Raw genomic sequence first — 14,341 nt, forward strand, 5'->3', positions numbered from 1 at the left:
GCTTCTCAGGATAGGAATAAGCGCCCTTTATCCGTATAATGCGCAGCCACATTCGTTTCAAGCCGGAGAATTCATCATGCGTCCATCAGGCCGTAGCGCCAATCAGGTGCGTCCCGTCACCCTGACCCGTAACTATACAAAACACGCTGAAGGCTCCGTGCTGGTTGAGTTTGGTGACACCAAAGTGCTGTGCACCGCGTCTATTGAAGAAGGCGTTCCTCGCTTTCTGAAAGGCCAGGGCCAGGGCTGGATCACCGCCGAATACGGCATGCTGCCGCGTGCGACCCATACCCGTAACGCCCGTGAAGCGGCAAAGGGTAAACAGGGTGGACGTACCATGGAGATCCAGCGTCTGATCGCGCGTGCGCTGCGTGCAGCCGTTGATTTGAAAGTGCTGGGCGAATTCACCATCACGCTGGACTGCGATGTGATTCAGGCCGATGGCGGCACGCGTACGGCGTCTATTACCGGCGCCTGTGTTGCGCTGGCGGATGCGCTGAACAAGCTGGTTGCGGCCGGCAAACTGAAAACTAACCCTATGAAAGGGATGGTGGCGGCGGTTTCCGTGGGTATCGTTAACGGTGAAGCGCTGTGCGATCTGGAATACGTTGAAGATTCCGCGGCGGAAACTGACATGAACGTGGTGATGACCGAAGACGGACGCATCATTGAGGTGCAGGGCACCGCAGAAGGCGAGCCGTTCACCCATGAAGAACTTCTCTCCTTGCTGGCGCTGGCCCGAGGGGGAATCGAATCTATTGTCACGACGCAGAAAGCGGCGTTAGAAAATTGATTTTAAAGGCGACCAATGAGTCGCCTTTTTTTTGCCTGTAAGACAGAAAATAAAGGAGCGAATCCATGAAACCATATCAGCGCCAGTTTATTGAGTTTGCGCTTAACAAGCAGGTACTTAAGTTTGGCGAGTTTACGCTGAAATCCGGGCGGAAAAGCCCCTATTTCTTCAACGCCGGGCTGTTTAATACCGGGCGCGATCTGGCTCTGCTGGGCCGTTTCTATGCCGAGGCTCTGGTGGATTCAAAGATTGATTTTGACCTGCTGTTTGGCCCGGCCTACAAAGGTATTCCAATTGCGACCACCACGGCGGTCGCCCTGGCAGAACATCACGATCGCGACGTGCCGTACTGCTTTAACCGTAAAGAGGCGAAAACCCACGGTGAAGGCGGGAACCTGGTCGGCAGCGCGCTGCAGGGCCGCGTGATGCTGGTGGATGATGTGATCACGGCAGGCACCGCGATCCGTGAATCGATGGAGATTATCCAGGCGAACGGTGCAACGCTTGCGGGCGTGCTGATCTCTCTGGACCGTCAGGAGCGCGGACGCGGCGAGATCTCGGCTATTCAGGAAGTGGAGCGTGATTACGGCTGTAAAGTGACGTCAATCATCACGCTGAAAGACCTGATTGCGTATCTGGAAGAGAAGCCAGAGATGGCGGACCATCTGGCGGCGGTGCGTGCCTATCGGGAAGCGTTTGGCGTGTGATTTTTTGCCCGGTGGCGCTAGCGCTTACCGGGCCTACGGGTTACGCAGGCCGGATAACGTTACTGCAACTGCGAAGCCACTAACGGCCAGCGGGCGTCAAAATCGTCCGTTGGGCGATATTTGAATTCACTGCGCACGAAGCGGGAGAGCATCCCTTCGCAAAACGCCAGGATCTGGCTTGCCAGCAGCGTCTCATCGGTGATGTACCCTTCGCCTTCACGCATCTTCTTCTCACGCAGGACCTGGCGCAGCTGCGCCTCTATGCGCTCAAAAAGCTGATTGATGCGGCCCTGCAGACGATCCTGCTCAAACATCAGGGCGTGTCCGGTCAGGATACGGGTCAGGCCAGGATTACGTTCGCCAAAGCCCAGAATCAACTGCACAATCAGACGCAGACGCGCGCTGGTGTCTTTCTCATCTTTCAGAATCAGGTTGATACGCGTGATCAGGCTGTCTTCAATAAACTCAATCAGGCTGTCGAACATCCGGGTCTTGCTCGGGAAATGGCGATACAGCGCCGCTTCCGACACGCCCACGGAGGCCGCCAGTTTTGCTGTGGTAATGCGTTGACTGCCATCGCTGGATTCAAGCATCAGAGCCAGAGACTGAAGTATTTCTTCGCGACGATTCCTTTTCGCGGTTTGTTTTTCTGCCATGTTACAAAATACCCCTGAAAATAAGCACTTGCCAGGCTGGCATCCACACAGCGACCGCAAACTGACGTTTGCGGTTTGTTATTGCATTATGGCGCTGTGAGATGCGTGTCTAACGGGCGACTATTTACGCCCTGAATGGCCGAAGCCGCCTTCGCCACGGTCGGTGGCGTCAAAGTCAGCCACCAGGTTAAATTCGGCCTGCACAACAGGTACAAACACCATCTGCGCGATCCGCTCGCCGGGTTCAATGGTGAAGCTATCCTGGCCACGGTTCCAGACGGAGACCATCAGCTGGCCCTGGTAGTCAGAGTCAATCAGGCCGACCAGGTTGCCCAGCACAATACCATGCTTGTGGCCCAAACCAGAGCGCGGCAGGATCACCGCCGCCAGCGACGGGTCAGCAATGTGAATCGCCAGACCGGTCGGGAGCAGGGTGGTCTCGCCCGGTGCCAGCGCTACGGCGTCATCGAGACAGGCGCGCAGGTCAAGACCGGCAGAGCCGGAGGTGGCATAGGTTGGCAGCGGAAATTGCTCGCCAACGCGCGGGTCCAGAATCTTAACGTCGATTTTTTTCATCATAACGGGTAACGATCTCGTCCAGTAATTGTTGGCCCAGGAGTTCCTTGCGCTCAAGCGGTAAGACTTTATCTCCATCCTGCCAGAAAAGGTGCAATGCGTTGCTGTCGCTGTTAAATCCTTGCGTGGACAGCGAGACATCATTCGCGCAAATCAAATCGAGGTTTTTGCGGGTACGCTTTTGCCGGGCATATTCTTCCACATTATTTGTTTCGGCGGCAAACCCAACAACGTAAGGACGATGGTTTTTCAGTGCGGCAACGCCGGCCACGATGTCCGGGTTTTTAACCATTTTTAGTGTTAATTCATCGCCTTGTTTCTTAATTTTGCTGTCTGCGATGGTCTCTGCACGATAGTCAGCGACGGCGGCACAGCCGATAAAAATCTGCTGATTCTGGGCGTGCGCCTGAACGGCAGCCTCCATTTCCAGGGCTGTGGTCACGTTAATGCGCTGCACGAAGGGTGGCGTCGGTAACGACACCGGGCCACTGACGAGCGTGACGTTCGCGCCGCGTTTTGCCGCAGCAGCAGCAATCGCAAAGCCCATCTTGCCGGAGCTGTGGTTGGTGATGTAGCGCACCGGGTCCAGCGGCTCGCGCGTTGGGCCCGCGGTAATCATGATGTTGAGATGTTGCAGATCGTTGACAGGCGAAAAATGAGCGGCAGCCATATCGACAATCGTCAGCGGATCGAGCATGCGCCCGGGGCCGATATCCCCACAGGCCTGGCTGCCGCTGTCCGGCCCCCAGATAAGCAGGCCGCGAGAGGCCAGCGTCTCGAGGTTATGCTGGGTGGCAGCGTTGCGGTACATCTGCTGATTCATCGCAGGCACGACGGCGACGGGAGACGGTGTGGCAAGGCAAATGGTGGAGACCAGATCGTTCGCCATACCGGCCGCGACGCGGGCGATTAAGTCAGCCGTCGCAGGGGCGAGGATAACCAGGTCTGCCCACTTGCCGAGCTCGATATGGCCCATCGCGGCTTCAGCCGCCGGATCGAGCAGGCTATCCGACACCGGGTATCCCGACACGGCCTGCAGGCTCAGGGGAGTAATAAAGGCTTTGCCGCCTTCGGTTATCGCGACCCGCACGTCGGCTCCGCGCTCGCGCAAACGGCGCACCAGCTCCGGCGCTTTATAGGCAGCAATGCCGCCGCTCACGCCAAGAACGATTTTTTTACCGGCCAGGCTCATCATGATTCTTTCCTGTTGGGTTTCACCAGAGAGCCGGCATTTTATCACAATCCCTAAAACGGGGTGATTTTGTCCGTTATCCACTTTGCGAGGCGCTACGCAGGAACGAAAAATGGGCGTCGAGCAGGGGGGAGAGCTGTGGCAGCATAGTGTTAAACCTAAGGAGACAGGCCATGGATGAGGTATTATCGCTGTTACCGCGTGAAAAAATGCTGCGCTATGGCATTACGTCGCTTACTGATGCGGAGCTGCTGGCGCTGTTCTTGCGAACCGGCACTCAGGGGAAGTCGGTCTATGTCCTGGCGCGCGAGTTGATCCACCACTTCGGTTCGCTGTATGGCCTGCTGACCGCCGACATGGCGGCGTTTAAAGAGGTTGATGGCATTGGCGTGGCGAAATTTGCCCAGTTAAGGGGGATTGCCGAACTTGCCCGACGTTTCTACATTGTGCGTATGCAGGAAGAAGACCCGCTCCTGACCCCTGAAATGACCCGCGAGTTTTTGCAAAGCCAGCTGGCAGACGCCGAGCGCGAGATCTTTATGGCGATCTTTCTTGATAACAAAAACCGGGTGCTGAAGCATTGCCACCTGTTTTCGGGTACATTAAGCCACGTTGAGGTCCATCCCCGAGAAATCGTGCGGGAAGCGATAAAAGTGAATGCAGCCGGCGTGATCCTCGCGCATAATCACCCCTCTGGCTGTGCAGAACCAAGCAGAGCTGACAAAGAAATCACCAAACGCATTATCAAGTGCTGTCAAATCATGGACATTCGTGTGCTGGACCATCTGATAATTGGCCGCGGAGAGTACCTCTCTTTTGCAGAACATGGTTGGATTTAGACCATTTTACGCGATCCATTGGGATCTTTGTCTGCTCGGGACTTGAGCACACCGCCGAGTCAGCGTATACTACGCCACCTTTGAGAATCTCGGGTTTGGCATTTGGGCCTGGCAATCGAGAGTTCACTTAGAACTATGCGATGACCGGGCTGTAAAGCCTGACGAGGCGCCGATACCCCATACGAAGCTCGAGCTAATTTGATTTTTGGAGAATAGACATGTCCCGAGTCTGCCAAGTTACTGGCAAGCGTCCGGTGACCGGTAACAACCGTTCCCACGCACTGAACGCGACTAAACGCCGTTTCCTGCCTAACCTGCACTCTCACCGTTTCTGGGTTGAGAGCGAGAAGCGTTTTGTCACCCTGCGTGTATCTGCTAAAGGTATGCGTGTTATTGATAAGAAAGGCATCGATACAGTTCTGTCCGAACTGCGTGCCCGTGGCGAAAAGTACTAAGTACTTAAAGAGGAAATAAATCATGGCTAAAGGTATTCGTGAGAAAATCAAGCTGGTTTCTTCTGCTGGTACTGGTCACTTCTACACCACCACGAAGAACAAACGTACTAAGCCGGAAAAACTGGAACTGAAAAAGTTCGATCCAGTTGTACGCCAGCACGTACTGTACAAAGAAGCTAAAATCAAATAATTTTAGATTCCTTGTATTGAAAAACCCCGCAACTGCGGGGTTTTTTGCATTCTGCATCCAACGGAGGAACCATGCCTGAATTACCTGAGGTAGAGACCAGCCGCCGCGGCATTGAACCACATCTGGTTGGTGCGACCATTCTTCATGCTGTTGTCCGCAATGGTCGTCTTCGCTGGCCGGTTTCCGATGAAATTCACGCGTTAAGCGATAAGCCCGTCATCAGCGTGCAGCGCCGCGCGAAATACCTGCTGCTGGAGCTGCCTGACGGCTGGATCATCATCCACCTGGGGATGTCCGGCAGCCTGCGGATCCTCACCGAAGAGCTGCCTGCTGAAAAGCACGATCACGTTGACCTTGTCATGAGTAACGGCAAAGTGCTGCGCTACACCGACCCTCGCCGCTTTGGCGCATGGCTGTGGACCAAAGAGCTGGAAGGCCATAGCGCGCTGGCGCATCTGGGGCCGGAGCCGCTCTCTGAGGCGTTTAACGCTGATTACCTGAGAGTAAAGTGTGCGAAGAAGAAAGCGCCGATTAAGCCCTGGCTAATGGATAACAAGCTGGTGGTGGGCGTGGGGAATATTTACGCCAGCGAATCGCTGTTTGCTGCCGGGATCCATCCCGATCGGCTGGCCTCGTCGCTCTCGGCGCAGGAGTGCGAACTGCTGGTCAGGGTGATTAAGGCGGTGCTGCTGCGCTCCATTGAACAGGGGGGAACAACGCTGAAGGACTTCCTGCAGAGCGATGGTAAGCCTGGCTATTTCGCGCAGGAGTTGCAGGTTTATGGCCGCAAAGGCGAGCCGTGCAGAGTCTGTGGCACACCGATTATTGCAACGAAGCACGCCCAGCGCGCCACGTTCTATTGCCGTCAGTGTCAGAAATAAGCGTATATCAGGCCCGGTAAGCGCCACGCCACCGGGCGACGGTTACTTCAGCTTTTCCATTAACGCCTGATGCACGTTTTCCGGCAGGAAGTGGGTCACATCGCCCTGATGACGCGCGACCTCCTTCACCAGCGAGGAGGAGATAAACGACCACTCCTTCGACGGCATCAGGAATACGCTTTCCAGCTCCGGCATCAGATGGCGGTTCATGTGCGCCAGCTGCATCTCATACTCAAAATCCGCCACCGCGCGCAATCCGCGGATCAGAATGTTGGCCTGCTGGGCGCGGGCAAAGTTGGCCATCAGGTCACTGAACCCTACGACTTCCACGTTCGGCAGATGAGAAATCGCATCGGTGGCAAGCGCAACGCGCTCGTTCAGATCGAACATCGGTTTTTTGCTGGGGCTGGCGGCAATGGCCAGAATCACCTTGTCAAACATGCTTGCTGCGCGCGTGATGATATCAAGATGACCGTTGGTGATCGGATCGAAGGTACCCGGATAAATCGCTTTTGTGCTCATGGCTCACGTTTTCTCAGAGTAGCCGCGGCAGAGCGCCCACAGCTCGGTATATTTGTTGAAAGTATACTGGGCATTTACCACCGCGAGTAACCAACCCTGTTTGCCATCCAGCACGCCGCCACGCAGCAGCAGCGTTTTCAGAAACGCGCCCAGCGTGTGGGTGAAGATGCCCGTCAACGAGGCTGTCTTGCCGCGCTGGTGGCGCTCCTGCGCCCATGCGGTGGCGTAGCTCAGCTGCTTACGCTGGAAGCTGGCGAAATCGCGGCAGGTGAGGTGCAGCAGATCGCCCGACAGCGGGATAACCTGGGCGTTCTCACAGGCCAGAGACTCATGCACCAGGTTGTCGTTGTACTGATAACGGGTGCGCTCGTAAAGGCGCATAACGCGGTCAGGATACCAGCCGCTGTGGCGCATAAACCGCCCGAGGAAGTAGTTGCGACGTGCAATGCTGTAGACCGCGCCAGGCTGTGGGGCGGCCAGGATGGCCTGAATGCTCTGCTGAAGCGCCGGCGTAATGCGCTCATCGGTATCGATCATCAGCACGTAATCGCCGGTGGCGCAGGCCTGCGCGCGCTGGCGCTGGATACCGTAGCCCTGCCAGTCGGTGTCGACATAGACCTTTACGCCTGCCGCACGCGCCATTTCTACCGTGTTATCGGTGCTGCCGGAATCAAGCAGGATGATTTCATCCGCCCATGAAACGGAGGCCAGGTAGTCCGGAAGCAGGTCGGCAGCGTTTTTGGCGATCGTGACGACCGACAGACGCGCAGACATCAGTGGCTCCGCTGAGGCAGGTAAGGTTGCAGAAGCTGCAGCAAACGGGTCAACGCGCCCTGATTCTGATGCAGTACCTCAACAGCATGGCGGCCGTACCACAGACGGTAGTCTTCGTCGGTGAGCAGGGTTGAAACCTCTTTCACCACCGAGTCCGCATCCGTCACGGTAATTAAGCCATCGGCCTGCTGCAATTTCGCGCAGATATCTTTGAAGTTGAACGTGTGTGGCCCCATCAGTACCGGAATGGCGTGCGCCGCTGGCTCCAGAGGGTTATGGCCTCCGCGCTCAACCAGGCTGCCGCCGACAAACGCCAGATCGGCAATGCCGTACAGCAGCATAAGCTCGCCCATGGTATCGCCAATTACCACCTGGGTGCTGCCGGAAGGGATCTCACCGGTGCTGCGCAGGGTGAAGCTGAAACCGCCTTTCTGTACCATTTCGCGAGCATCTTTGAAACGCTCCGGATGGCGCGGCACCAGGATCAGCAGCAGATCAGGGAAGGTCTCCAGTAGCTTGCGATGCGCCTGGAGGATAATCTCTTCTTCACCGTCGTGGGTGCTGGTAGCAATCCACACCTGACGACGGGGTGCCCACTGGCGACGCAGCGTCACCGCCCGTGCCGCCAGCTCCGGCGTAACGGAAATATCGAACTTCAGGCTGCCGGTCACGGCAAGCTGATTGCGTTTCAGACCAAGCGCCGTGAACCGTGCCGCGTCTTCATCGTTCTGTGCCGCAATCAGGGTAATTTTGCTGAGCAGGCGACGCATAAATTTACCCAGCTTGCCGTAACCCTTCGCGGAACGTTCAGACAAGCGCGCGTTGGCAATCACCAGCGGAATTTTACGGGCATGCAGGGCGGAAATCATATTCGGCCACAGTTCGGTTTCCATCACGATCACCAGCTTCGGGCGAACGGTATTAAGGAAACGGTTCATGGCGCACGGGAGATCGTAAGGCAGATAGACGTGCTGCACATCTTTACCAAACGCGGACAGGGCGCGCTCGGAGCCGGTCGGCGTCATGGTGGTGACGGTGATCGGCAGGGAGGGATAGCGGTGACGCAGGGCGCGAACCAGCGGGATCGCCGCCAGCGTTTCACCGACAGAAACGGAATGCAGCAAAATACCGTCCGGGGCCACTTTATTGCGGCAATAGCCATAGCGTTCAGCCCAGCGTTTACGGTACGCAGGCGCTTTACGGCTACGAAGCAACAGTCGCAGCCACACCAGTGGCTGAATGATGTAGAGCAGGGCGGTATACAACAATTCCAAGCGATTATCCGTTTTTTCAGTTTCGGCGGGCAAATTCTAAGCATTTAAGCCAGGTAAAGCTATCTCTTATGCCACATACCGCTTCAAACGGAAATAACGTCGGCCCAGGCGCCAGCGCAGTCGCGGACTTTTTGCACTTTTCCAGATGAGCTTCCAGATGCCAGTATCGAAGAATTCTTTAATAATCATCGACTTTTTCTTTTCATCCTTCATGTTATCGAAGGTATGAATAATCCCAAGCCCCTCTTTGGCAATTTGCCAGTGGCAGGCGGGGATATTTTTGATTTTATCCGGATAGCGCTGATTAATGGCATCAAGCATCTGAAGGATTTTCATGTAATGGCGCGCGGAACGGATCAGCGTGTCGTCATTGTCTGGTGTGTGCGACACCGATGCGGAGTGAATGTAGTAGTCATAATAACGTTCACTGGTGTACTGAACCCGCTCTGCCGCGAGGAGTACTTCGGTGGTCCACGGAATATCCTGGTGGCGCAGGCCGGGTTCAAAACGAAAGCCGTTCTGGCGGATAAAGTCGTGGCGATAGATATTGAGCCAGGTGACATGCAAAAACTTGCGGGAATCGAGCGCTTTTTTCAGCCATGCCGCCCCGGTCATCACCCCCGTTGAGGCCAGTTTGTCTTCCGGGAAGATAGGACGCGAAGGTTTTTTATTATTTTCCCAGACGTAGTTCCCGTTACAGGTGGCGACATCCAGGTTCTGCGTGACGGCCATCTCAAGAAGGTGCTGGTACATGCCGGGCTTGAAGACATCATCAATATCAGGGAAGGAAAGATATTGCCCGGTGGCAATGGCCAGACCGGTGTTACGGGCGACAGAGACCCCCTGATTTGCCTGTTCAATCACCTGCATCTGCGGCAGTTTTTCGCGCCACTTATTGACGATCTGCATCGAACCGTCGGTGGAACCATCGTTGACGATGATCACTTCCATATCGTCGATACGCTGATCCGTAAGGCAGGTAAAGAACTGATCCAGGAAAGCTTCACCGTTGTAAACGGCAACCACCACGCTTAATAATGGCACTGAATTTTGCATAAAAAACCTGATTATTATTGATTGTCGACCAAAGCAATATATTGCTGGCAAATGGCGTTGATGCCGAACGATGCTATCGTTTCGCGATCGACGGCCGGCGGCGTGGTGTAAATATCCGCCAGCGTTTTTGCCAGTGATTCGTCATTCATCTCTGTCAGCCCGCGCGCTAAAGTTCCCGTGAGAATTTCAGCGGGGCCGCCTGGGCAGTTAGTGCTCACGGGCGGCGTCTGGCAGATGATCGCTTCAACCAGCACATTACCAAAACCTTCGCAGTCGGAACTGAGCACTAACAGGCGTGCCCCATGGATCCAGGGATAGGGATTAGACTCGAACGGGCGGAACAGGACCTTGTTAGCAATGCCCAGTTCGCTGGCAAGCTGCTGCAGTTTTTGAATTTTCGCCTCGGAACCATTTCCCATCATGACCAGCGTGGTATCCAGGCCGCTCAGTGCGAACGCCCGCAACAGGCGATCGTGACGTTTGTGCTCATGGAAGCGGCCAACGTGGATGATGTAATCCTGCCCCTGCATCTCAAAGGGAGCGTCTGCCAGACGCTGAATTTCGGGGATATCGAACGGATTGTGGATGACCGCCTGGCGGCGAAGATCGATGGCCAGCGTCTGGGACAAATCCTTCAGTACGGCAGCCGAAACGGCGACAACGTTGCGGTTTTCATAGGTATGACGAATTTTAAAATGCTTGAACCAGCGTGACAGGCCGCTTCGATGGCGCAGGTAGGAGAAGGAGAACATGCCGTGAACGCAGAACCAGACCTTATCGCGCTCTAACGCACTGCAATGCGCCACGATTCGGTCAGTTTTGTGCAGATGGGAGAAAATCACATCAAATTTACCGCTGCGCTCGGCTCGCTCAACCGCCTGACCCAGCAGCCGTGAACGGCGTGGGATCTCCGTCAGCTTGCGCCAGGGTTTGGTGCACGTATCCTGAATAACCTGAAAATCGATGCCCTCCGGAATGGCGTAGTCGCACACCTTCCGCAAAGAGAAAAGGGAGACCTGGTGCCCCATTTCTATCAGTCCGCTGGAGAGTGTGAGAACCGTTTTTTCGGCGCCTCCACCGGGTAAACCATCAATAATCATTAGGATGCGCATTATTAATCCAGTAATTTTTGATAAAGCGAAATAAGCTGGCTTGAAAGTTTTTCGGGAGTCGCCTCTTTCACGCGTTCACGCGCCGCAAGCCCCATGTTGTTATTGTTGTTCAGTGAAGGGGTGGCCGCTATCGCCTCCTTCAATGTGCTGATATCAAGTGCGTCACAGGAAAAGCCGTTCTGGCCTTGCTCAATAAATTCTGCCCCACCGCAGCTGGTCGACGTAATGACCGGTAAACCGCAGGCCATCGCTTCCAGTATGACGTTAGGGAAGGGATCATACAGCGTTGGCAACAGTAAACCATCGGATAGCTGGTAAAATGGCAGCGTCTCTTTTTGCATACCCAGAAAGCGAATTTGCCCTTCACAGCCTAATGACCGGGCAAGGTCGCGATAACGACGCTCTGCTTTATCCTGTCCAACCACAATCAGCCATGCTGCGGTTCCCGCAATAGCACGTATGGCGCTGGCTAACCCTTTTCGTTCAAACCCCGATCCCACGAAGCAGAACACGGTTGCGTCAGCGGGCACCCCAAACTGCTGACGCAATGCCGCACGTTGTACCTCTTCTACTGGAACGAAGCGGCACGAATCAATTGAATTATAAATCACATGTATCTTTTTTGCGTCAATATCAAAGTCTTCGACGATTTCGCGCTTGATCATCTCCGCATTACAGATAACGGCTTTCAACTCGGGTGCCTGATACATTTCACGTTCGGCGTTCATCACATAGCGGTGATAGCGGTCATGCATGAGCATGTGTGCACGCCAGGCGGGCAGGATACGCGCGCGCTGCAGCAGCCAGCGCCGATGCACGCCATCGCCTGCGCGATAAATGTCACAGCCTGGAATGCGCTCATGGCTTTGAACAATATCAAACTGCTGCTGTTGCCAGAGTGCGCGCGCGGCATGAGCAAATCCGCGTTCGCGGCTGATGCGGCCCCATTTGCGCGGGTCGCAGATGTGGATATGCCAGTCGTCCTGCTTCTCGCCCTGCCATTCGCGTGTGATGACGTTGAGTTCAAGGTTTTGGTTGCTTAACGCGGTAAGGGCTCTGGAGACGAAACGTTCCGCTCCGCCGTCCGGGCGATATTTTTGGCGAACAATCGCCAGACGATGGTGTTTCATTACAGGTATCTCCTTGCCGCGGAGACGACGGCTTCCACAGGAATGGCGTCGAGGTAGCGTTCTTTGGTGTTGGTATCAATGGCGTCCGGGTTGGGGAGCGGGCCGTAATCGCCTGCCCATATCACCTCCCCTTTTACCTGCCACGGCGACCAGAACGTCAGTTTGGACGGGCCAAAAAGCGCGACACACGGCGTTTGCAGCGCGGCGGCCATGTGCATCGGCACGGAATCCACGCCAATAAATAATTGAGCATGATCGATGAGGGAGGCCAGCTGACGCAGCGTTAATTGGCCCGCCAGCGAGACGACGCCGGTTTTCGGCGAGGCGGCAAGAATGCGATCAATCATCGCCATCTCTTTTTTATCCGGCCCGGCAGTCAGCACGACGGTGTGACCATCCTGCTGAAGCGCCGTAATGGTTTGCGCCATTTTGCCTTCGTCCCAGCATTTAAAGAACCAGCGCGACGTAGGCTGAATCACGATGTAGTCATCCCCCACACCCGTTTGCGCGAGCTTTTGCCGCGCGTTCTCCCAGTCTTCTGAACGGTAAGCCATGGTGACGGCTGGCTGGGGAACCACCGGTAACGGTGAAAGTATGGAGAGATTTTGTTCGACGGTGTGTAACGCGTTGTGATTTGTGACGGGGGCTAATGCAGTATGGCAAAAGCGCCAGAAGGCAGTATTGCGTTTATTGAAGGCGAACCCGATACGAACAGGTGCGCCGGTAAAACGCGTCACAATCGCGCTGCGCCACTGATCGGCAAGGTTGATAACCAGATGATAATGTTGCGCTCTTAACGCGCAAAGTAGCTGCCACTCTTTTTGAAGATGCTTCAATGTTCCCAGCTGCTTCCACTTACGATCGATACCATAGATGGTACCGATGGCCGGATGCGCGGCGAGCATATCGCGGGTTTCTTCATAAAGCAGCACGTCAATCTGTGCCTGCGGCCATGCCTGGCGTAACGAATCAATGACGGGTGTGGTGAGTAACATGTCGCCATGATGGCGAAGTTTGATAAGTAAAATGCGCAAATCAGGCATGTCAGGTAAGTTATTCATCATCATCTTATCAGCGTTGTACTGTTGGCAATTCTAATAGACCTGGTAACGAGTTGCACTCTTTCTCCATAATGTCAGGAATTTCTTTGCAAGGGTTTACTCCAGCTTTGTGGCGTGCGTAACATAGCGCTAACTTATCTGTCTCACGGGTTCATTATGAAAAAACCAGCGTTTATCATCACGATTGATACTGAAGGCGATAATCTCTGGCAAAACCATCGGGTTATTAAAACGGAAAACGCACGCTACCTGGCTCGGTTCCAGTCGCTCTGCGAGCGTTTTGGCTTTAAGCCCGTCTGGTTGACGAACTATGAGATGGCGATTGAACCGGTTTTCATCGCGTTTGCTAAAGACGTTATCGCCCGCGGCGCGGGGGAGGTGGGTATGCACCTTCATGCGTGGAATAGCCCGCCGGAGCACGATCTCACCGGGGATGACTGGCGCTGGCAGCCGTATCTGATTGAGTTCCCGGACGAGGTCATGCGCGAAAAAGTGCTGTTCATGACTGAGCTGCTGGAAGAGACATTTCAGACCAAAATGCTCAGCCACCGTGCCGGGCGCTGGGCGTTCGATAGCCGTTACGCCCAATTGCTGATCGAGCTGGGTTATCAGGTGGATTGTTCCGTCACGCCGCGCGTGAACTGGCGCAATGCAAAAGGTGCCCCGCAAGGAAAGGGCGGAACGAATTATCAGGCTTTTCCTGACCACGCCTACTTCATGGACGTCGAGAACATTGCCCGGCCGGGTAACAGCCCATTACTCGAAGTCCCGATGAGCATTCAGTATAAACATCCCGCCTGGCTGAACACCGTTAAGCAGGGCTACGATCGCCTTCGCGGGAAATACCGCTCGCCTTCCGTCAACTGGCTGCGTCCTTCGGGTGGCAATGCCTCGCAGATGATTCAGGTTGCGCAGCAATGTTTGTCTCAGGGAAATGACTACGTGGAATTTATGCTTCACTCGTCTGAATTTATGCCGGGCGGAAGCCCAACGTTTAAAGACGATGCGGCGATCGAAGGTTTATATCAGGATTTAGAAACGCTCTTTACCTGGTTATCGGATAAGACTGTGGGGATGACGCTGGCTGAGTTTTATCAGCACAAAAAACAGTAATGCCCGCCAG

General features: G+C 55.0%; 17 protein-coding genes. 7 read left to right on the plus strand and 10 right to left on the minus strand.

What is annotated here, in order from left to right:
• The first annotated feature begins 76 nt into the window (after positions 1-76).
• On the plus strand, positions 77-793 hold the full coding sequence (rph, locus tag FFS28_RS15650) for a ribonuclease PH (RefSeq protein WP_006177715.1): 717 nt from the start codon (positions 77-79) through the stop codon (positions 791-793).
• Positions 794-858: 65 nt separating this feature from the next.
• Positions 859-1,500 carry an orotate phosphoribosyltransferase gene (gene pyrE / locus FFS28_RS15655; protein WP_137273050.1) on the plus strand — a complete coding sequence of 214 codons (642 nt, stop codon included), beginning with the start codon at positions 859-861 and terminating at the stop codon, positions 1,498-1,500.
• A 59-nt stretch (positions 1,501-1,559) separates the two neighbouring features.
• Here the strand turns inward: pyrE and slmA are convergent, their stop codons facing one another.
• From slmA to coaBC, 3 genes are all read right to left on the minus strand, one after another.
• Positions 1,560-2,156 (minus strand): nucleoid occlusion factor SlmA, encoded by a 597-nt coding sequence (gene slmA / locus FFS28_RS15660; RefSeq protein WP_006177717.1) that lies wholly within the window; start codon positions 2,154-2,156, stop codon positions 1,560-1,562.
• A gap of 120 nt (positions 2,157-2,276) precedes the next feature.
• Positions 2,277-2,735, minus strand: a complete 459-nt coding sequence (gene dut, locus FFS28_RS15665) for a dUTP diphosphatase (RefSeq protein WP_006177718.1) — start codon at positions 2,733-2,735, stop codon at positions 2,277-2,279.
• Positions 2,713-3,924 carry a bifunctional phosphopantothenoylcysteine decarboxylase/phosphopantothenate--cysteine ligase CoaBC gene (coaBC, locus tag FFS28_RS15670; protein WP_102892105.1) on the minus strand — a complete coding sequence of 404 codons (1,212 nt, stop codon included), beginning with the start codon at positions 3,922-3,924 and terminating at the stop codon, positions 2,713-2,715. The genes dut and coaBC overlap by 23 nt, the downstream gene beginning before the upstream one ends.
• A 173-nt stretch (positions 3,925-4,097) precedes the next feature.
• Between coaBC and radC the strand changes: the two genes are divergently transcribed.
• The 4 genes from radC to mutM all read left to right on the plus strand — a co-directional run bounded on the left by radC (position 4,098) and on the right by mutM (position 6,289).
• The gene (radC, locus tag FFS28_RS15675) at positions 4,098-4,763 is read left to right on the plus strand and encodes a RadC family protein (RefSeq protein ID WP_006177720.1); all 666 of its coding nucleotides are present in this window, start codon (positions 4,098-4,100) and stop codon (positions 4,761-4,763) included.
• Positions 4,764-4,981: 218 nt separating this feature from the next.
• Positions 4,982-5,218 (plus strand): 50S ribosomal protein L28, encoded by a 237-nt coding sequence (rpmB, locus tag FFS28_RS15680; protein WP_002436699.1) that lies wholly within the window; start codon positions 4,982-4,984, stop codon positions 5,216-5,218.
• Between the two features lie 22 nt (positions 5,219-5,240).
• Complete coding sequence (rpmG, locus tag FFS28_RS15685) at positions 5,241-5,408, plus strand: 50S ribosomal protein L33 (protein WP_003024094.1); 168 nt, start codon at positions 5,241-5,243, stop codon at positions 5,406-5,408.
• Between the two features lie 71 nt (positions 5,409-5,479).
• Entirely contained in the window at positions 5,480-6,289 is an 810-nt protein-coding gene (gene mutM, locus FFS28_RS15690) for a bifunctional DNA-formamidopyrimidine glycosylase/DNA-(apurinic or apyrimidinic site) lyase (protein ID WP_137903420.1), read from the plus strand.
• Between the two features lie 42 nt (positions 6,290-6,331).
• Here mutM and coaD read toward each other — a convergent pair whose 3' ends face one another.
• The 7 genes from coaD to rfaQ all read right to left on the minus strand — a co-directional run bounded on the left by coaD (position 6,332) and on the right by rfaQ (position 13,224).
• The gene (coaD, locus tag FFS28_RS15695; protein ID WP_006177722.1) at positions 6,332-6,811 is read right to left on the minus strand and encodes a pantetheine-phosphate adenylyltransferase; all 480 of its coding nucleotides are present in this window, start codon (positions 6,809-6,811) and stop codon (positions 6,332-6,334) included.
• 3 nt (positions 6,812-6,814) lie between these two features.
• Positions 6,815-7,585 (minus strand): glycosyltransferase family 2 protein, encoded by a 771-nt coding sequence (locus tag FFS28_RS15700; protein WP_137903421.1) that lies wholly within the window; start codon positions 7,583-7,585, stop codon positions 6,815-6,817.
• The gene (gene waaA, locus FFS28_RS15705) at positions 7,585-8,859 is read right to left on the minus strand and encodes a lipid IV(A) 3-deoxy-D-manno-octulosonic acid transferase (RefSeq protein ID WP_137903422.1); all 1,275 of its coding nucleotides are present in this window, start codon (positions 8,857-8,859) and stop codon (positions 7,585-7,587) included. Before waaA ends, FFS28_RS15700 begins: the two co-directional genes overlap by 1 nt.
• Before the next feature lie 66 nt (positions 8,860-8,925).
• The gene (locus FFS28_RS15710) at positions 8,926-9,915 is read right to left on the minus strand and encodes a glycosyltransferase (protein ID WP_006177726.1); all 990 of its coding nucleotides are present in this window, start codon (positions 9,913-9,915) and stop codon (positions 8,926-8,928) included.
• A gap of 14 nt (positions 9,916-9,929) precedes the next feature.
• Positions 9,930-11,027: a glycosyltransferase gene (locus FFS28_RS15715; protein WP_006177727.1), complete on the minus strand. Its 1,098-nt coding sequence runs from the start codon at positions 11,025-11,027 to the stop codon at positions 9,930-9,932.
• Positions 11,028-11,029: 2 nt separating this feature from the next.
• Positions 11,030-12,157 (minus strand): glycosyltransferase family 4 protein, encoded by a 1,128-nt coding sequence (locus FFS28_RS15720; protein WP_006177728.1) that lies wholly within the window; start codon positions 12,155-12,157, stop codon positions 11,030-11,032.
• A complete protein-coding gene (gene rfaQ, locus FFS28_RS15725; protein ID WP_137903423.1) occupies positions 12,157-13,224 on the minus strand; it encodes a putative lipopolysaccharide heptosyltransferase III in 1,068 nt (355 codons plus the stop codon). The genes FFS28_RS15720 and rfaQ overlap by 1 nt, the downstream gene beginning before the upstream one ends.
• Positions 13,225-13,374: 150 nt before the next feature.
• On the opposite strand from rfaQ, the gene FFS28_RS15730 reads away from it, so the two are divergent.
• Complete coding sequence (locus FFS28_RS15730) at positions 13,375-14,331, plus strand: polysaccharide deacetylase family protein (RefSeq protein WP_137903424.1); 957 nt, start codon at positions 13,375-13,377, stop codon at positions 14,329-14,331.
• Positions 14,332-14,341: the final 10 nt, after the last annotated feature.

Source organism: Enterobacter sp. 2VL, assembly GCF_005503595.1.
GTDB classification, from domain to species: domain Bacteria; phylum Pseudomonadota; class Gammaproteobacteria; order Enterobacterales; family Enterobacteriaceae; genus Enterobacter; species Enterobacter cancerogenus.